The organism is Streptomyces sp. SKN60, assembly GCF_026236535.1.
In the GTDB taxonomy this organism is placed as follows: Bacteria; Actinomycetota; Actinomycetes; order Streptomycetales; family Streptomycetaceae; genus Streptomyces.
In genome coordinates this window covers 160,455-177,895 of record NZ_JAHTMW010000007.1, presented here as the reverse complement: position 1 = coordinate 177,895, position 17,441 = coordinate 160,455, and the positions used below count along the sequence as shown (strand labels likewise).

Genomic DNA, 17,441 nt, shown 5'->3' with positions numbered 1-17,441 from the left:
CTAACGCTCCTGCTGGTGGGTCGGACCGACATGGAAGGAACCCGTGGTCGAGTTGCCCGCCTGACGGCCCTGCTGGATACCGCGGCGCAGATTGGTGAGCCGGCCGCGGACGTCGTCGGGTGCGCGGGACACCTGGGGGCCGGCCTGCGTGGCCTGCTCCTGGGCGGTCCCGGGCACGAGGTTGGCCCGCGGCACGCGCCGCGGGAGCCCGGAGGTGGTGACCCCGCCGGCGGCGGGCTTGCGCACCCGCTCGGCCTGGCGCACCAGCTCGTCGTTGGGCGAGGTCCGCCAGGCGGCCGGGCCGTTCGGCCGGCCCGCCTCGGACTGCGGGACCACCGGGGTCTGCATCGTCCGCTCGACGTCCGGCGCGCCCTGGGAGGGAGCGGCCGGAGCCGGGGCCTGACGCGGGGCCTGGTACTGGCCCTGACCCTGGTCCTGCGCCGGACCGGAGTGCCGGCCCTGTGCCGGAGCCTGGTGCTGCCCGGGAGCCTGGTACTGACCCTGGCCCTGCGGCTGACCGCCCTGGGCCTGGCCCTGCTCCTGGTGGAACCAGTTGGTCTCCAGCGTGTCGTACAGCGGGGTACGGCCGTCACCGGCGTGCTGCGCCGGCGGCAGGGCCTCCGGGCGGCGCGGCTGCTGGAGCTGCGGCTGCTGCGGCTGCTGGGACTGCTGCGGCTCGTTCGCCGTGCGCCGACGCGGGGCCTGCGGCGCCTGCTGCGGAGCCTGCGCCTGCGGTACGTACGGCTGGTGGCCGTACTGCTGCTGCTGCGGGGCCTGCTGCGGGGCGCCGAAGTCCGGGCGCGGGAACTGCGCCGTGGACGCCGGGTCCTGGTAGCCCTGCGGGGCCATCGGCTGCGGGGCCGGGGCCTGGGCCTGTCCCCCTGGGCCTTGCGGCCCGGGAGGTGCCCCCAGCGGCGCACCGAAGTCGGGGCGCGCGAACTGGCCGGTGGAGCCCGGACCGTCGAACGGCTCCTCGTGACCGCGCGGCGCGTCCAGCGGCGTCATGTCCTGCTGCGGCCGGCGGACCGGCTGCGCCTGGTCGTTGCCCCAGCTGGTGGACTGCGGCCGGGCCGGGTGCTGCGGCTGAGGCGTGCCCCCGGGCAGCTCGGCCCGCGGGAAGCCGCCCTGGACCGGACGCGGCTCCTGCGGAGCCTGCGGCTGCTGGGGAGCCTGCGGGGCCTGCGGGCCGCGCGCGGGCTGCCCGTTCGCCGGACCCTGGCCGCCCCACACGTCCGTACGGGACGGGATGGCGCTCTGCGCGCCGCCGCCGAAACCACCGGGCGCCGGGCGCCGGTCGTCCTGCGGGACCGGCGGCATCGGCTGGGTCTGCGGACCCGGGTCCTGGGCCGGAGCCTGGGCCTGCGCCGGGGCGGGCGCCTGCGAGCGCTCCTGGAAGAAGTTCTGGCCGCTCGGGCCGTTCTGGCCCTGGCCGGCGCCGTCGCGCGCGGGCAGCGCGCCACGGGCCGCACCGGCACCGAGCCGGCCGCCGGGCGCCGACGGTGCACCGCCCGGACGTCCGCCGCCGAGCGCGCCGGGGCCACCGGCCGCGCCCTGACCGCCGGCGAGGCGCCCGCCCGGGGCACCCTGGCCCTGCGGCATCGCGCCCTGGCCGCCGGCGCCGGGCTTCGGCGCGGGCTTCTTGCCGCCGTGGGCGACGTCGACCGGGAGCATGACGAGCGCGGTGGTGCCGCCCGAGTCGGACGGACGCAGCTGGATCCGGATGCCGTGGCGCAGGGAGAGCCGGCCGACCACGAACAGACCCATGCGGCGGGAGACCGAGACGTCCACGGTGGGCGGCGAGGCGAGCCGCTCGTTGATCGCGGCCAGGTCCTCGGGGGAGAGGCCGATACCGGTGTCGTGGATCTCGACGAGCACCCGGCCGTCGGGCAGCGCGTGACCGGTGACCCGGACCTTGGTCTGCGGCGAGGAGAACGAGGTGGCGTTCTCGAGCAGCTCGGCGAGGAGGTGCACGAGGTCGTTGACGACCCGGCCGGCGACCTCGGTCGCCGGGACCGCGGCCAGTTCGATGCGCTCGTACTGCTCCACCTCGGAGGCGGCGGCACGGAGCACGTCGACCAGCGGGACCGGGCGGGTCCAGCGGCGGCCCGGCTCCTCGCCCGCGAGGACGAGGAGGTTCTCGCCGTTACGGCGCATACGGGTCGCGAGGTGGTCGAGCTTGAACAGCGAGGACAGCTGGTCCGGGTCGGCCTCGCGGGACTCCAGCTCGGAGATGAGCGAGAGCTGGCGCTGGATGAGGCCCTGGGAACGGCGCGAGAGGTTGGTGAACATCGCGTTGACGTTGCCCCGGAGGAGGGCCTGCTCGGCGGCGAGGCGGACCGCCTCGCGGTGCACGTCGTCGAAGGCCGCGGCCACCTGGCCGATCTCGTCCCGGGAGTGCACACCGACGGACTCGACGGAGGTGTCGACGTCCTGCGGGTCGGACTCGGAGAGCTGCTTGACCAGCTCGGGCAGGCGTTCCTGGGCGACCTTGGTCGCGGTGTCCTGGAGCCGGCGCAGCGAGCGGATCATGGACCGGGCCACGACGAAGGCGCCGACGAGGGAGACGCCGAGGACGAGGAGGATCAGCGCACCGTTGATGATGGCGTCGCGCTGCGACTCCTGCCGCAGCTCGCGCGCCTTGGTCTCCATCTCGCCGAGCAGCGTGGCCTCGATGGTCTTCATCGCACGCATCTTGGTGTCGTACTCGTCGGTGAAGTTCAGGTGACCGCGCTTGATGTCGAGCGGACGGTCCGCCTTCAGCATCCGGCGCGTGTAGTTGTTGGCGGCCTCGATCGAGGGGTTGCCGCTCTCCAGGGAGGCGGTGAGGTCCTCGGCGTCGCCGCCGGTCGACTCGTAGATCGCCTTGAAGGACTTGAGCTCGACGTCCTCGCTGGTGAACGCGGCGTCGCCGTAGAGACGGTCGCCGAGCGCGATGCTGCCGGCGCGGCTGTCGTTGGGGGGCAGCGCGGAGGCGATGATCGCCTGCTGGATGGAGGCGTACTCCTTGGCGGACGAGAACGCGGCGAGCGCGCGGGTCCGCTTGATCATGTCCGGGTTGCTGGTCGCCTGGGCCATGTCCTGGGACAGGCTGAGCAGCGAGCGGATGAGGCGGCTGTAGGCCTCGACCGTCACCGAGTGGGCGACGTTCTTCTCGTACGCGGTGGCGCGGATCGAGCCGAGCGAGCTGACCTGCGAGGCGATCTGGCTGACGTTCTGCCGGATGCTGCGCAGCGACTCGTCGTCGTCGGTCGCCGGGATCTCGTTGGTGGCGTCGAGGAAGGCCCGGTGCGCGCGGTCGGTCTCCTTGCGCGGGCTCGCGACCTGGTAGTCGCCGCTCGACCGGCCGTTCGCCAGCGGACCGGCGGAGAGGTCGCGCTCCCGCTGCAGCTTCTCGGCGAAGTTGGTGGCTTCCTTGGTCAACCTGGTGAGCAGCTGCATCTGATCCAGCTGCTCCATGTCCTGCATGGACTCGTTGATGCGGATGCCGCCGAGGCTGGTCGCCGCGACCACGGGGAGGGTCAGCAGCGCGACCAGGCGCGTGGAGATGCGCCAGTTGCGCAGGGCTATTCGCGGGCCGACCTGGTTGTCGCCGGCCAGCCGGGGCAGCGGTGCGCTCTCCGCCACGGCGTCCGCGGCGGTGCCGCGGCCCGAGCCGTCGCCGGAGTCGCCCTTGCCCGGGGCCTTGCCCTGGGTCTTCCCCTGGTTCTGGGGGTGCGGGGCCGGGGATCCGTGCTGGGTCCCGGCACGCGGCTCCTGCTCCGCAGCAGCTTCCCCTCGGCCCTTGCGGGCCTGGGAAGAGCCCGTGCCATCCCTCTTGAAACGTCCCTGCACTAGCGTCGCAACCTCTGGACCAGGCGTCCTTCCGGGTGAACGGAGAGGACGGTGTCGGCGTCGTGGGGCGCAGGTGCGCCCCAGTGGTGGTCGTCGGTGACCGGCGCAGATCCCCCTTCCCCGCCACTCGGCCGGCGCTGCGTTGCGCCCCCTGCGCGCCGGCCTGAAGCCCGCGGCGGTGCGTGGAATTCCAGCACAGTGCCGGATCTCCAACAAGGGCCGTGGAGCGTGCCGAGACAGGCATGACAACGTGTGAACGAGGTGTCACCCCATGTAGAAGATGATCACGGACGAACCGGGCGAAACCCGGCGAAGCGACGGAGGGGTGGGGGTGTCCCAGTCGCGATGATCAGCAGCGGAATGAATCGTTCAGTGGAGGAATGTCCGTTTCGGTTACCTCGAATGGCGATGCGTAATGCCCGGATTGTTCCCGTGGTGGTGAGCAAACTCACACGTAGTTCGTTGAATCCGCCATGCATTCGAAGGGAATTGCATGTTTAGCCTGACGCTTTACAGAATGGGCATCCCGTACCACGCGCCCCCTACGGGCGCGCCCCACGCAGACAAGGGTCCGACACCGCGATGAACACGACGTCCGTACTCCGCACCACGGCCAACCCCCGCCGCTCCACCCTCGCCCACCTCGAGGACGCGCAGGAGCTCGGCCGGGGAGCCCAGCCCGAGTACGCCGCCGCGCTCCCCGGCGCGACCGCCAACCCGCGCCGCACGGTCCTGATGGTCCCGCCCGCCCCGTACGTCCCGGCGTACCTCTCCGGCGAGTAATCCCGCAGGACAGGCCCCCTCGCCGCGTTAGCCTGGAGCGTCAGACTCCAGCCAGTAGCAAGTGAGGGGCGACAGCACTCGTGCGCATCGCCAGATTCTCCATCGACGGCAACGTCGCCTTCGGAGCCGTCGAGGGCGAGGGGACCGTCGAGTCCGGCGGCCTGGTCCTCGACATCATCAAGGGCATCCCGTACACCGACTTCGAGCTCAGCGGCACCAAGGTCCCGCTGAGCAAGGTCCGGCTCCTGCCGCCCGTGCTCCCCAACAAGGTCGTGGGCATCGGGCGCAACTACGCGGAGCACGCCAAGGAACTCGGCAACGAGGTCCCCGAGGTCCCGGTGGCCTTCTTCAAGCCCACCACCTCGGTCATCGGCCCCGGCGACGCCATCGAGTACCCCTCCTTCTCCCACGAGCTGCACCACGAGGCCGAACTGGCCGTGGTCATCGGCCGCATGTGCCGCGAGGTGCCCCGCGAGCGCGTCCAGGACGTCGTCTTCGGCTACACCTGTGCCAACGACGTCACCGCGCGCGACGTCCAGAAGCGCGAGTCCCAGTGGGCCCGCGCCAAGGGCTTCGACACCTCCTGCCCGCTGGGCCCCTGGATCGAGACCGGCCTGAGCACCGCCGACGCGAACGACCTCACCGTCCAGGCGACGGTCAACGGCGAACAGCGTCAGCTGGGTCGTACGAGCGACATGATCCGCTCCATCGAGGACCTGGTCGTCCACATCTCCGAGGCCATGACGCTGCTCCCGGGCGACGTCATCCTCACCGGCACCCCCGCCGGGGTCGGCCCCCTCAACGTCGGCGACGAGGTCGCCGTCACCATCGAAGGCATCGGCACTCTCACCAACAGGGTGATCAAGCGTGGCTAACGCGAATATCCGCGTCCGTTTCTGTCCCTCGCCGACCGGCAACCCCCACGTGGGCCTGGTCCGCACCGCCCTCTTCAACTGGGCCTTCGCCCGGCACAACCAGGGCACCATGGTCTTCCGCATCGAGGACACCGACGCTGCGCGCGACTCCGAGGAGTCGTACAACCAGCTCCTCGACTCGCTGAAGTGGCTCGGCCTCGACTGGGACGAGGGCCCCGAGACCGGCGGCCCGCACGAGCCGTACCGCCAGTCGCAGCGGATGGACATCTACAAGGACGTCGCCGAGCGGCTGCTCGCCGGCGGCTACGCGTACCACTGCTACTGCACCCAGACCGAGCTGGACGACCGCCGCGAGGCCGCCCGCGCCGCCGGCAAGCCCTCCGGCTACGACGGCCACTGCCGCGAGCTGACCGCCGAGCAGGTCGAGGTCTACAAGGCGGAGGGCCGCGAGGCCATCGTCCGCTTCCGGATGCCCGACGAGACCATCACCTTCACCGACCTGGTCCGCGGCGAGCTCACCTTCACCCCGGAGAACGTCCCGGACTACGGCATCGTGCGCGCCAACGGCGCCCCGCTGTACACCCTGGTCAACCCGGTCGACGACGCCCTGATGGAGATCACCCACGTCCTGCGCGGCGAGGACCTGCTCTCCTCCACCCCGCGCCAGATCGCGCTCTACAAGGCGCTGATCGAGCTGGGCGTCGCCAAGGAGATCCCGCACTTCGGCCACCTGCCGTACGTGATGGGCGAGGGCAACAAGAAGCTCTCCAAGCGCGACCCGCAGGCCTCCCTCAACCTCTACCGGGAGCGCGGCTTCCTCCCCGAGGGCCTGCTGAACTACCTGTCCCTCCTCGGCTGGTCCTTCTCCGCCGACCAGGACCTCTTCACCATCCCCGAGATGGTCGAGAAGTTCGACATCGCGGACGTCAACGCCAACCCGGCCCGCTTCGACCTCAAGAAGGCCGAGTCCATCAACGCGGACCACATCCGCATGCTGGACGTGAAGGACTTCGCCGCGGCCTGCGAGCCCTGGCTGCGGGCCCCGCACGCGAACTGGGCCCCGGAGGACTTCGACCGGGCCGCCTGGGAGGCCATCGCGCCGTACGCGCAGACCCGCCTGACCGTCCTGTCGGACATCACGGCCAACGTCGACTTCCTCTTCCTGAAGGAGCCGGTCTTCGACCAGCCCTCCTGGGACAAGGCGATGAAGGGCGAGCCCGCCGCCCTCCTCACCACCGCCCGCGAGAAGCTCGTGGCCGCCGACTGGAACGACCCGGAGTCGCTCAAGAACGCGGTCCTGGCCGCCGGTGAGGCCCACAGCCTCAAGCTCGGCAAGGCCCAGGCCCCGGTCCGCGTCGCCGTCACCGGCCGCACGGTCGGCCTCCCGCTCTTCGAGTCCCTCCAGATCCTGGGCGAGGAGAAGACCCTGGCCCGCATCGACGCGGCCCTGGCGAAGCTCGCCGGCTGACCCTCCCCGGGCCCGCCCGGAGTACCCCCGTCCCGCCCCGGGACGGGGGTACCGTCGTTTCCATGGCCATCCGCGCCGTCCTCTGGGACATCGACGACACGCTCTTCGATTACGCCGCCGCCGACCGCGCGGGGATGCGCGCCCATCTCGCCGCCGAGGGGCTGCTCGGGCGGTACGGGTCGGTGGAGGACGCCCTCGCGCGCTGGAAGGAGCTCACGGAGCTGCACTGGCGGCGTTACGAGGCGGGCGGCGGGGACTGGCAGGAGCAGCGGCGGGGGAGGGTCCGGGACTTCCTCGGGCGGCCGGAGCTGACCGCCGGGGAGGCCGACGGCTGGTTCGAGCGCTATGTGGTCCATTACGAGGCGGCCTGGGCGCTGTTCCCCGACGCCGTGCCCGTCCTGGACCTGCTGGCCGCCGACTACCGTCAGGCGGTCCTCTCCAACTCCAGCCTGCACAACCAGGACCACAAGCTCCGCGCGCTCGGCGTGCGGGACCGCTTCGAGGCCGTGGTGTGCGCCGTGGAGCTCGGCGTGGCCAAGCCGGCCCCGGAGGCCTTCCACGCCGCCTGCACCGCCCTCGGCCTGCGGCCCTGCGAGGTCGCGTACGTGGGGGACCACCCCGACATCGACGCGCGCGGCGCCGACGGGGCCGGCCTGACGGGCATCTGGCTGGACCGCGCGGACACCGGCGGACGGCCCGAACTGAAGCGGATCACGAGCCTCCGCCAGCTCCCGGCGCTGCTGCGCGCGGATACGCGTTTTGGAGCACCGTCCACCTTCGGGTAATGTTCTTCCTGCGCCGAGGGGAACGGGCCGAAAGGCCGGAAAGCCCCGGAAGCGCAAGCCAGAGCAAGATCCCCTCTCGATGGGATCGCGCCCCGGTGGCCTATGGTGTAATTGGCAGCACGACTGATTCTGGTTCAGTTAGTCTTGGTTCGAGTCCAGGTAGGCCAGCTCGCAGAGCTCATCTGCAACCGTGGATAATAGATCCACAAAGCCCCCGTTGTGTAGCGGCCTAGCACGCTGCCCTCTCAAGGCAGTAGCGCCGGTTCGAATCCGGTCGGGGGTACAGATCCATCCCGCAGGATCACTTGGGTAGCTCCCGGTGGCTCTGCGGTGACATCACCCGGCTCACGCCGGGTGAGGATCGCTAGGGCCCCCGTTGTGTAGCGGCCTAGCACGCCGCCCTCTCAAGGCGGTAGCGCCGGTTCGAATCCGGTCGGGGGTACGAGTTGGTCTAAACCACTTTGGTCTATGGTGTAATTGGCAGCACGACTGATTCTGGTTCAGTTAGTCTAGGTTCGAGTCCTGGTAGACCAGCTTGGATCTGCGGAGACGCAGGATCCATGCCCCCGTTGTGTAGCGGCCTAGCACGCCGCCCTCTCAAGGCGGTAGCGCCGGTTCGAATCCGGTCGGGGGTACGCACAGAAGAAGCCCTTCCCTTCGGGGGAGGGCTTCTTCGTCGTTCCACCACGGACGATCTTGTGGCAGACACAACTCCGGCCCACCGCTGCGGCGTTGGAGCGGTGGGCCGGACACGTACAGATGAAGCGCGTACAGCTGAACAGAGGGAAAGCGGATCAGCCGTTGCGGCGCAGGGCCTCGGACAGGCGCGCGGCGGCGTCGATGACCGCCTGGGCGTGCATCCGGCCCGGGTGGCGGGTCAGGCGCTCGATCGGCCCGGAGACCGACACGGCGGCCACCACGCGGTTGCTGGGGCCGCGCACGGGCGCGGAGACGGACGCGACGCCCGGCTCCCGCTCGCCGATCGACTGGGCCCAGCCGCGGCGCCGTACGCCCGACAGGGCCGTCGCCGTGAAGCGGGCGCCCTGGAGGCCGCGGTGCAGCCGCTCGGGCTCCTCCCAGGCCATCAGGATCTGCGCGGACGAGCCGGCCTTCATCGTGAGCGTCGAACCGACCGGGACGGTGTCCCGGAGTCCGGACAGCCGCTCGGCCGCCGCCACGCAGATGCGCATGTCGCCCTGGCGCCGGTAGAGCTGGGCGCTCTCGCCGGTCACGTCGCGCAGATGCGTGAGCACCGGTCCGGCCGTCGCGAGCAGCCGGTCCTCGCCGGCCGCGGCGGCGAGCTCCGCCAGCCGCGGTCCGAGGATGAACCGGCCCTGCATGTCGCGGGCCACCATCCGGTGGTGTTCCAGTGCCACGGCCAGTCGGTGGGCCGTGGGTCGTGCGAGTCCCGTCGCCGCGACCAGTCCTGCGAGGGTGGCCGGACCGGACTCCAGGGCGCTCAGGACAAGGGCTGCCTTGTCGAGAACGCCTACGCCGCTAGAGTTGTCCATGCAACGATATTCGCGTCTCACTCTGTGAAACGCAAGTTCAATTTTCCGAGGAACGCGTCACTCTGGTGAGGCGGCCGCACGACGGCCCGCGAAACGATCTCTAGTGGTGTCGGCGCACGCCGCCGGCCGGAGGGAAAGCGATGGGTAGGACTCTCGCGGAGAAGGTCTGGGACGACCACGTCGTCCGGCGCGCCGAAGGCGAGCCCGACCTCCTCTTCATCGATCTGCACCTGCTGCACGAGGTGACCAGCCCCCAGGCCTTCGACGGCCTGCGCCAGAACGGCCGGCAGGTGCGGCGCCTCGACCTCACCATCGCCACCGAGGACCACAACACCCCGACCCTCGACATCGACAAGCCGATCGCCGACCCGGTCTCCCGCGCCCAGCTGGAGACCCTCCGCAAGAACTGCGCCGAGTTCGGCGTCCGGCTGCACCCGCTGGGCGACGTCGAGCAGGGCGTCGTCCACGTGGTGGGACCGCAGCTGGGACTGACCCAGCCGGGCACCACCGTGGTCTGCGGCGACTCGCACACCTCCACGCACGGCGCCTTCGGCGCGCTGGCGTTCGGCATCGGCACCAGCCAGGTCGAGCACGTCCTCGCCACCCAGACGCTGCCGATGGCCCGCCCGAAGACCATGGCCATCACCGTCGACGGCGAGCTGCCCGCCGACGTCACCGCCAAGGACCTGATCCTGGCGATCATCGCCCGGATCGGCACCGGCGGCGGCCAGGGCTACGTCCTGGAGTACCGCGGCTCCGCCATCGAGAAGCTCTCGATGGAGGCCCGGATGACCATCTGCAACATGTCGATCGAGGCCGGCGCCCGCGCGGGCATGATCGCCCCCGACGAGACCACCTTCGCCTACCTGAAGGGCCGCGCCCACGCCCCCGAGGGCGAGGACTGGGACGCCGCCGTCGCGTACTGGAAGACCCTGAAGACCGACGAGGACGCCGTCTTCGACGCCGAGGTCGTCATCGACGCCGCCGAGCTCGCGCCGTTCGTCACCTGGGGCACCAACCCCGGCCAGGGCGCGCCGCTTTCGGCGCACGTCCCCGACCCCGCTTCGTACGAAGACGCTTCGGAGCGCCTCGCCGCCGAAAAGGCCCTGGAGTACATGGGGTTGACCGCCGGGCAGCCGCTGCGCGACATCAGGGTCGACACCGTCTTCGTAGGCTCCTGCACCAACGGCCGCATCGAGGACCTGCGCAACGCGGCCTCCCTCCTGGAGGGCCGCAAGGTCGCCGACGGCGTCCGCATGCTGGTCGTCCCCGGCTCCGTCCGGGTCGCCCTGCAGGCCGTCGAGGAGGGCCTGGACAAGGTCTTCAAGGAGGCCGGCGCCGAATGGCGGCACGCGGGCTGCTCCATGTGTCTGGGCATGAACCCCGACCAACTGGCCCCCGGTGAGCGCTCCGCGTCCACCTCCAACCGCAACTTCGAGGGCCGGCAGGGCAAGGGCGGCCGCACCCACCTGGTCTCCCCCCAGGTCGCCGCCGCCACCGCCGTCCTGGGCCACCTGGCCTCCCCGGCCGATCTGTCCGACGTCGCCACCACCGCGGGGGTCTGAGGAACCATGGAAGCATTCACCAGCCACACCGGCCGCGCCGTTCCGCTGCGCCGCAGCAATGTCGACACCGACCAGATCATCCCCGCGCACTGGCTCAAGAAGGTCACCCGCGACGGCTTCGAGGACGGCCTCTTCGAGGCCTGGCGCAAGGACGAGCAGTTCGTCCTCAACCGCCCCGAGCGGCAGGGCGCCACGGTCCTGGTGGCCGGCCCCGACTTCGGCACCGGCTCCTCCCGCGAGCACGCCGTCTGGGCGCTGCAGAACTACGGCTTCAAGACCGTGATCTCCAGCCGCTTCGCCGACATCTTCCGCGGCAACTCGCTGAAGAACGGTCTGCTGACGGTGGTCCTGCCGCAGGCGACCGTGGACGCGCTGTGGGAGCTGACCGAGGCCGACCCGACCGCCGAGATCACCGTCGACCTGGAGGCCCGCAAGGTCCTCGCGGCCGGGATCGACGCCGACTTCGAGCTCGACGAGAACGCCCGCTGGCGGCTCCTGAACGGTCTGGACGACATCAGCCTCACCCTTCAGAACGAAGCGGACATCGCGGCGTACGAGGCCGCGAGGCCGGCCTTCAAGCCCCGTACAATTACCGTCTGAGCAGCGCTTTTCCAGTACTGCGCCCCCCACCGTCCGGTGGGGGGCGCAGTCGCTTGTTGAGACCCTGTCGGGCGACAACTCGCCCTAGATGGCACAATCGGTGCATGGAACGCGACAGCCAACTCGAGCTCTACGAGGCAGTCGCCGCCCGATTGAAGGAAGCGCACACAAGGGTGCGCGAACTGCAAGTCCCGGAGGGCGTAAGGATGGCGCTGTCCCGGAAGCTGCTGGTCGTCACGGCCGCGGCGAAGCACGATCTCAAGGACGCGGCAACGCGTCTGGACCGGTTGATGAAGGACCTCGACGAGGGTCGATTCCCTGAAGACGACTGACACCCGGAACTCCGCAACTCGTCCACCGCGTTGCGGCACAAGGGTGATTAGCCCGTTTCGTGTTTGATTTGCGGTATATACATGCCTAACGTGCGAAAAAGCTTGAACACTTTCGTTCCGGCAAAGTCTCCGAAGGGGAAGACGTGAACAAGGCGCAGCTCGTAGAAGCGATTGCCGACAAGTTGGGCGGTCGCCAGCAGGCCGCCGAAGCCGTCGACCACGTGCTCGACGCCATCGTGCGCGCCGTGGTCTCCGGGGACCGGGTCTCGGTCACCGGTTTCGGCTCGTTCGAGAAGGTCGACCGTCCGGCCCGCTACGCCCGCAATCCGCAGACGGGTGAGCGCGTCCGGGTCAAGAAGACCTCCGTCCCGCGCTTCCGTGCCGGTCAGGGCTTCAAGGACCTGGTCAGCGGCTCGAAGAAGCTCCCCAAGGGCGGCGAGGTCTCCGTCAAGAAGGCCCCGAAGGGCTCCCTGACCGGCGGCGCGGCCGCCGCGACGGTGAAGAAGGCGGCGGCCAAGAAGGCCACCACCGCCAAGAAGGCCGCCGCCAAGAAGGCGGCCCCGGCCAAGAAGACCGTGGCGAAGAAGACCACCGCCGCGGCCAAGAAGACGGTCGCCAAGAAGACCACGGCCGCCGCCAAGAAGACCACCGCTGCCGCGAAGAAGGCGACCCCGGCGAAGAAGACCACCGCCGCGGCCAAGAAGACCGTCGCGAAGAAGACCGCGCCGGCCAAGAAGGCCACCGCGAAGAAGGCGCCCGCCAAGAAGACGACGGCGCGCAAGACCACCGCGAAGAAGACCGCCGCGAAGAAGTAGGACGGCTGGTGCTCACACGCCGGGCCGGGCTCCCCCCAGGGGAGCCCGGCCCGCGGCGTGTCCGCCTCATGGACCCCTAGAAGGTCTGCAGCGTCACCAGCGTGATCCGCAGAGCACTCCCGGTGCCCTCCGTCTCGATCCGCACCCGCTGCCCCGGCCGCAACAACCGCAGCCCCCCGGCCTCGAAGGCCTCGCCCCCGAACTCCACCGGGGTGCCGTCGTCGAGCAGCACACTGCCGCTGCGGGTCTCGGGGTCGTACGTGTACGCGGTCGCCTGCATACGGCCAGCCTATCGGCCGGGCCCGAGGACGCCCCGGAGGACGGCCCCGAGGACGGCCCTACCCCGCCGCCCGCACCCACCGCGCCGCCGTCCGCGGGCCCACGCCCAGGGCCATCGCCGCCGCCAGGTCGTCGCCGGTGTCGACGTCGCGGCGGACGGAATCGACGTCCGGGAGGTGGATTTCCACCGCGCCCGAGGACAAATGGCGGCGGCGGGAAGGGCCTCCGAATGCGGGTTCCAATTCGACGCCCGGGGACGCCGAGAGGAATGTCGTACCTATTTCGGCGGCATCGGCGAGAAAAGCCCGGGGAAATTGTCGGGCCACCGCCAGGACCTGGGCCAGCTCGGCGGGGCGGAGGGCCGGGAGGTCGGCGTTGAGGGCGGCGATCCGGGCGGCCGGGCGCAGGGCGCGGACGGCGCGGGCGCCGTGGGAGAGGGCGCCGTTGAGGCCCGCGGCCGGGAGATCCGGGACGATACGGGCGCCCAGCGCGCCGAGCGCCGCCGCGGCCGCCGGGTCGTCCGTGACGACCGCCACATCCCGTACCGCCGGACAGGAAAGGGCCGCCGCCACCGTGTCCTCGGCGAACGCGAGCGCGAGCCGGCCGCGCAGCGCCCCGCCCACGGCGGGTGCGAGGCGGCTCTTGGCGCGGGCCAGCGGCTTCAGGGGCACCACCAGCGACCAGTCGTTCTCGGTGTCGTGCTCGGCGTGGCTCGTCATCGCGCCCCATTCTGTCCCGCCCGCGCGAACCGCCCGAGCCCCGGGGCGTACGGTGTCCTCGACAGGCCAGGAGCAGGGGGTGACACTTGACCCCTTGCGCAGTCCGGAGAAAGGTGTTCGCGTGTCCCGCCGCAGAATCGGCTTCTGGTACCGCCTGGCGGCGGTCATCGCCAAACCCCCACTGGTGGTGCTGTTCAACCGGGACTGGCGCGGACAGGAGCACATCCCGGCCGACGGCGGCTTCATCACCGCGGTCAACCACAACTCGTACCTGGACCCGCTCTCCTACGCGCACTACCAGTACAACACCGGCCGCGTGCCCCGCTTCCTGGCCAAGGCGGGCCTCTTCAAGGCCGGATTCGTCGGCACCATGCTCCGCAACACCGGCCAGATCCCGGTCTACCGCGAGACCACCAACGCCCTGGACGCCTTCCGCGCCGCCGTCGACGCCATCGAGCGCGGCGAGTGCGTCGCCTTCTACCCCGAGGGCACCCTCACCCGCGACCCCGAGATGTGGCCGATGGCCGGCAAGACCGGCGCCGCCCGCGTCGCCCTGCTCACCAAGGCCCCCGTCATCCCGGTCGCCCAGTGGGGCGCCAACCTCGCCATGCCGCCGTACGCCAAGCAGGACAAGCTCCGGCTGCGCCCCCGCAAGACCCTGATCGTGCAGGCCGGTCCGCCGGTCGACCTCTCCCGCTTCTACGACGTCGAGCCCACGCCCGACGTGCTGCGCGCGGCCACCGAGGAGATCATGGCGGCCATCACCCGCCTCCTGGAGGAGGTCCGCGGGGAGCAGGCGCCGGCCGAGCCGTACGACCACCGGAAGGCCCGGCAGGAACAGCGCCGCAAGGCCGCCGCGGACGGCACGACCGGAGAGGGCACCAAGTGACCAAGGCAGCCGTCTTCGGCAACGGATCCTGGGGCACCGCCTTCGCCATGGTGCTCGCCGACGCGGGCTGCGAGGTGAGCCTGTGGGGCCGCCGCGCCGCCCTCGCCGAGGCCATCAACAGCACCGGGACCAACCCCGAGTACCTCCCCGGGGTCGAACTCCCCAAGGGCATCACGGCCACCGCCGACCCGGCCGAGGCCGCCCGCGACGCCGACTTCACGGTCCTCGTCGTCCCCTCCCAGACGCTGCGCGAGAACCTCGCCCAGTGGGCGCCGAAACTCGCCCCGGACACCGTCCTGGTGTCCCTGATGAAGGGCATCGAACTCGGCACCGCCAAGCGCATGAGCGAGGTCATCCGCGAGGTCGCCGACGTGCCCGCCGAGCGCGTGGCCGTGCTCACCGGCCCCAACCTGGCCAAGGAGATCGCCGCCCGGCAGCCCGCCGCCGCCGTGGTCGCCTGCGCCGACGAGTCGGTCGCCCAGCGGCTCCAGAGCGCCTGCATGACCCCGTACTTCCGCCCGTACACCAACACCGACGTCGTCGGCTGCGAACTCGGCGGCGCGGTGAAGAACGTCATCGGCCTCGCCGTCGGCATCGCCAACGGCATGGGCCTCGGCGACAACTCCAAGGCCACCCTCATCACCCGCGGCCTCGCCGAGACCACCCGCCTCGGCCTCGCCATGGGCGCCGACCCGCTGACCTTCTCCGGGCTCGCAGGGCTGGGCGACCTCGTCGCCACCTGCTCCTCGCCGCTCTCCCGGAACAACACCTTCGGCACCAACCTGGGCCGCGGGATGACCCTCCAGGAGACCATCGCGGCCACCAAGCAGACCGCCGAGGGCGTCAAGTCCTGCGAGTCCGTGCTGGATCTGGGCCGCCGCCACGGCGTCGACATGCCCATCACCGAGACGGTCGTCTCGATCGTCCACGACGGCAAGCCGCCGGTCGTCGCGCTCAAGGAGCTCATGTCGCGCAGCGCCAAGCCCGAGCGCCGCTGAGCACGCCCTCTTGAGCCGTACGCGCGCGGCGGCCGCGGGGCTTAAGCAGTTCGGACGCCGCAAGGTACGCTCATCGCGATATGAGCGAGAACACCCAGAGCCCCCGCAAGCCGCGCGTGGCCGTCGTCTTCGGCGGACGCAGCTCCGAGCACGCCATCTCCGTCGTCACCGCCGGTGCCGTCCTGCGCGCCATCGACCGGGACAAGTACGACGTGCTGCCCATCGGCATCACCCGCGAGGGCCGCTGGGCGCTGACCGCCGACGCCCCCGAGCGGATGGCCATCAGCGACCGCGCCCTGCCGGACGTCGCCGAACTCGCCGAGTCCGTCACCGGCGGCGTCGTGCTGCCCGTCGACCCGGCCAGCCGCGAGGTGGTTCTCAACGAGCCCGGCGCGCTGCCGCAGGCGCTCGGCGAGGTCGACGTCGTGTTCCCCGTGCTGCACGGTCCGTACGGCGAGGACGGCACCCTCCAGGGCCTCCTGGAGCTCTCCGGCATCCCGTACGTCGGCGCCGGCGTCCTCGCCTCCGCCGTCGGCCAGGACAAGGAGTACATGAAGCGGGTCTTCGTCTCCTTCGGCCTGCCGGTCGGCCCGTACGAGGTGATCCGCCCGCGCGAGTGGGAGCAGAACCCGGCCGCCGCCCGCAAGAAGATCGTGGAGTTCGCCGCCGACCACGGCTGGCCGCTCTTCGTGAAGCCGGCCCGCGGCGGCTCGTCCGTCGGCATCACCAAGGTCGACGACCTCTCCGGCCTGGACGAGGCCGTCGAGGAGGCCCGCCGCCACGACCCGAAGATCATCGTGGAGGCGCTGCTGCGCGGCCGCGAGATCGAGTGCGGCGTCCTGGAGTTCGAGGACGGCCCGCGCGCCAGCGTGCCCGCCGAGATCCCGCCGGTCACGAACCACGACTTCTACGACTTCGAGGCCAAGTACATCGACTCGGCCTCCGGCCTGGTGCCCGCGCCGATCGGCGACGAGGCCACCGCCGAGGTGCAGCGGCTCGCGGTCCTCGCCTACGAGTCCGTGTCCTGCGAGGGCCTGGTGCGCGCCGACTTCTTCCTCACCGAGGACGGCGGCTTCGTCATCAACGAGATCAACACCATGCCCGGCTTCACGCCCATCTCGATGTACCCGCGGATGTGGCAGGAGAGCGGCGTCAGCTACCCGGAGCTCGTCGACCGGCTCATCCAGGCCGCGCTCAACCGCTCCACCGGCCTGCGCTAGCCGCCCTCATCCGGCCCCCCCGGTCTCTCAGAGGCTGGGGGGCACGGCCTTCTTCACCGGCTCGGCCAGGTCCACCAGCGGGCCGACGTCATGCGCGTAGCGCGCGTCGAGCGTCACCTCCACATACGCCTTGCGGTACGTGGTGGTGAAGCGCGGCCCGTCGCCCGCGCGCGGCTCGAACAGCCAGTTCACGCCGTTCGCGTCGATCCCCTGTGCCTGTGGATCGTTCATCTTTTCGGGCCGGGGGACCCCGCAGCGCAGTACGATCGCCGCATCCCCCCACGCGGCGGTCAGCTCGGACTCCGGCTCGGTCCCGGTCCGCGCCAGACCGGCCACGGTGCCGGGCAGCTCCTTCGCGAGCGCACGGCAGACGGCGGCCTCGGCCGCCGGCGGACCGGGAACCGGCACCGACGCCTTCGCGTCCGACGCGGAACAGCCGGTGGCGGCCAGCAGCAGCGTGGCCGCGGCGGCGAAGGCGGGCAGGCCGAAAGGCCGGTGGGAAGACATCACCGGCCAAGGGTAGACGGGGGCTAGATATGCACGACCGGGCAGGTGAGGGTGCGCGTGATGCCTTCCACTTGCTGGACCTTGGCGACCACCATGCGCCCGAGCGCGTCCACGGTGTCGGCCTCGGCCCGCACGATCACGTCATAGGGACCGGTCACGTCCTCCGCCTGGATCACTCCAGGAATCTTGGCGATGGTCTCGGCGACGGTCGTCGCCTTGCCCACCTCGGTCTGAATAAGGATGTACGCCTGAACCACGGAACCT

Annotated in this window: 18 protein-coding genes and 5 tRNA genes; 16 read left to right on the top strand and 7 right to left on the bottom strand. The window is 71.1% G+C overall.

The genetic code is table 11. The features are described from left to right. A complete protein-coding gene (locus tag KV205_RS14090) occupies positions 1-3,831 on the bottom strand; it encodes a nitrate- and nitrite sensing domain-containing protein (RefSeq protein ID WP_265864665.1) in 3,831 nt (1,276 codons plus the stop codon). Positions 3,832-4,413: 582 nt separating this feature from the next. On the opposite strand from KV205_RS14090, the gene KV205_RS14085 reads away from it, so the two are divergent. The 9 genes from KV205_RS14085 to KV205_RS14045 all read left to right on the top strand — a co-directional run bounded on the left by KV205_RS14085 (position 4,414) and on the right by KV205_RS14045 (position 8,377). Then, a complete protein-coding gene (locus tag KV205_RS14085) occupies positions 4,414-4,614 on the top strand; it encodes a hypothetical protein (protein WP_265864664.1) in 201 nt (66 codons plus the stop codon). An 80-nt stretch (positions 4,615-4,694) separates the two neighbouring features. Beyond that, positions 4,695-5,489, top strand: a complete 795-nt coding sequence (locus KV205_RS14080; protein ID WP_265864663.1) for a fumarylacetoacetate hydrolase family protein — start codon at positions 4,695-4,697, stop codon at positions 5,487-5,489. Further along, entirely contained in the window at positions 5,482-6,957 is a 1,476-nt protein-coding gene (gene gltX, locus KV205_RS14075; RefSeq protein WP_265864662.1) for a glutamate--tRNA ligase, read from the top strand. Before KV205_RS14080 ends, gltX begins: the two co-directional genes overlap by 8 nt. A gap of 62 nt (positions 6,958-7,019) precedes the next feature. Beyond that, positions 7,020-7,742: an HAD family hydrolase gene (locus tag KV205_RS14070; RefSeq protein WP_265864661.1), complete on the top strand. Its 723-nt coding sequence runs from the start codon at positions 7,020-7,022 to the stop codon at positions 7,740-7,742. Positions 7,743-7,838: 96 nt separating this feature from the next. Further along, positions 7,839-7,910: transfer RNA gene (locus KV205_RS14065), tRNA-Gln, on the top strand. 42 nt (positions 7,911-7,952) lie between these two features. Next, positions 7,953-8,025, top strand: a tRNA-Glu gene (locus tag KV205_RS14060). 86 nt (positions 8,026-8,111) lie between these two features. After that, positions 8,112-8,184 (top strand) — tRNA-Glu (locus tag KV205_RS14055). Positions 8,185-8,204: 20 nt separating this feature from the next. After that, a tRNA-Gln gene (locus KV205_RS14050) sits at positions 8,205-8,276 on the top strand. Positions 8,277-8,304: 28 nt separating this feature from the next. Beyond that, positions 8,305-8,377, top strand: a tRNA-Glu gene (locus KV205_RS14045). Positions 8,378-8,536: 159 nt separating this feature from the next. Here the strand turns inward: KV205_RS14045 and ndgR are convergent. Further along, positions 8,537-9,253, bottom strand: coding sequence for an IclR family transcriptional regulator NdgR (gene ndgR, locus KV205_RS14040; RefSeq protein ID WP_005311436.1), 717 nt, complete (start codon positions 9,251-9,253; stop codon positions 8,537-8,539). Between the two features lie 140 nt (positions 9,254-9,393). On the opposite strand from ndgR, the gene leuC reads away from it, so the two are divergent. The 3 genes from leuC to KV205_RS14025 all read left to right on the top strand — a co-directional run bounded on the left by leuC (position 9,394) and on the right by KV205_RS14025 (position 11,750). Beyond that, positions 9,394-10,818, top strand: coding sequence for a 3-isopropylmalate dehydratase large subunit (leuC, locus tag KV205_RS14035; RefSeq protein ID WP_265864660.1), 1,425 nt, complete (start codon positions 9,394-9,396; stop codon positions 10,816-10,818). A gap of 6 nt (positions 10,819-10,824) precedes the next feature. Beyond that, on the top strand, positions 10,825-11,418 hold the full coding sequence (leuD, locus tag KV205_RS14030; RefSeq protein ID WP_265864659.1) for a 3-isopropylmalate dehydratase small subunit: 594 nt from the start codon (positions 10,825-10,827) through the stop codon (positions 11,416-11,418). 104 nt (positions 11,419-11,522) lie between these two features. Continuing rightward, a complete protein-coding gene (locus KV205_RS14025; RefSeq protein WP_265864658.1) occupies positions 11,523-11,750 on the top strand; it encodes a hypothetical protein in 228 nt (75 codons plus the stop codon). Positions 11,751-11,797: 47 nt separating this feature from the next. Here the strand turns inward: KV205_RS14025 and KV205_RS14020 are convergent, their stop codons facing one another. Continuing rightward, positions 11,798-11,971, bottom strand: coding sequence for a hypothetical protein (locus tag KV205_RS14020; RefSeq protein ID WP_265864826.1), 174 nt, complete (start codon positions 11,969-11,971; stop codon positions 11,798-11,800). Here KV205_RS14020 and KV205_RS14015 point away from each other — a divergent pair. Next, a complete protein-coding gene (locus KV205_RS14015; RefSeq protein WP_265864657.1) occupies positions 11,894-12,565 on the top strand; it encodes an HU family DNA-binding protein in 672 nt (223 codons plus the stop codon). The genes KV205_RS14020 and KV205_RS14015 overlap by 78 nt on opposite strands. Before the next feature lie 76 nt (positions 12,566-12,641). Here KV205_RS14015 and KV205_RS14010 read toward each other — a convergent pair whose 3' ends face one another. Then, positions 12,642-12,845, bottom strand: a complete 204-nt coding sequence (locus tag KV205_RS14010; RefSeq protein ID WP_265864656.1) for a hypothetical protein — start codon at positions 12,843-12,845, stop codon at positions 12,642-12,644. A 58-nt stretch (positions 12,846-12,903) separates the two neighbouring features. Beyond that, positions 12,904-13,563 carry a 2-phospho-L-lactate guanylyltransferase gene (cofC, locus tag KV205_RS14005; protein WP_265864655.1) on the bottom strand — a complete coding sequence of 220 codons (660 nt, stop codon included), beginning with the start codon at positions 13,561-13,563 and terminating at the stop codon, positions 12,904-12,906. Positions 13,564-13,684: 121 nt separating this feature from the next. Between cofC and KV205_RS14000 the strand changes: the two genes are divergently transcribed. From KV205_RS14000 to KV205_RS13990, 3 genes are all read left to right on the top strand, one after another. Continuing rightward, positions 13,685-14,452, top strand: coding sequence for a 1-acyl-sn-glycerol-3-phosphate acyltransferase (locus KV205_RS14000; RefSeq protein WP_265864654.1), 768 nt, complete (start codon positions 13,685-13,687; stop codon positions 14,450-14,452). Next, complete coding sequence (locus KV205_RS13995) at positions 14,449-15,450, top strand: NAD(P)H-dependent glycerol-3-phosphate dehydrogenase (protein ID WP_265864653.1); 1,002 nt, start codon at positions 14,449-14,451, stop codon at positions 15,448-15,450. The genes KV205_RS14000 and KV205_RS13995 overlap by 4 nt, the downstream gene beginning before the upstream one ends. 80 nt (positions 15,451-15,530) lie before the next feature. After that, positions 15,531-16,670, top strand: coding sequence for a D-alanine--D-alanine ligase family protein (locus KV205_RS13990; protein ID WP_265864652.1), 1,140 nt, complete (start codon positions 15,531-15,533; stop codon positions 16,668-16,670). A 27-nt stretch (positions 16,671-16,697) separates the two neighbouring features. Here the strand turns inward: KV205_RS13990 and KV205_RS13985 are convergent, their stop codons facing one another. Both KV205_RS13985 and KV205_RS13980 read right to left on the bottom strand, forming a co-directional pair. Continuing rightward, on the bottom strand, positions 16,698-17,177 hold the full coding sequence (locus KV205_RS13985) for a DUF3515 domain-containing protein (RefSeq protein ID WP_265864651.1): 480 nt from the start codon (positions 17,175-17,177) through the stop codon (positions 16,698-16,700). A gap of 23 nt (positions 17,178-17,200) precedes the next feature. Then, positions 17,201-17,434, bottom strand: coding sequence for an Lrp/AsnC family transcriptional regulator (locus KV205_RS13980; RefSeq protein ID WP_265864650.1), 234 nt, complete (start codon positions 17,432-17,434; stop codon positions 17,201-17,203). Positions 17,435-17,441 lie beyond the last annotated feature (7 nt).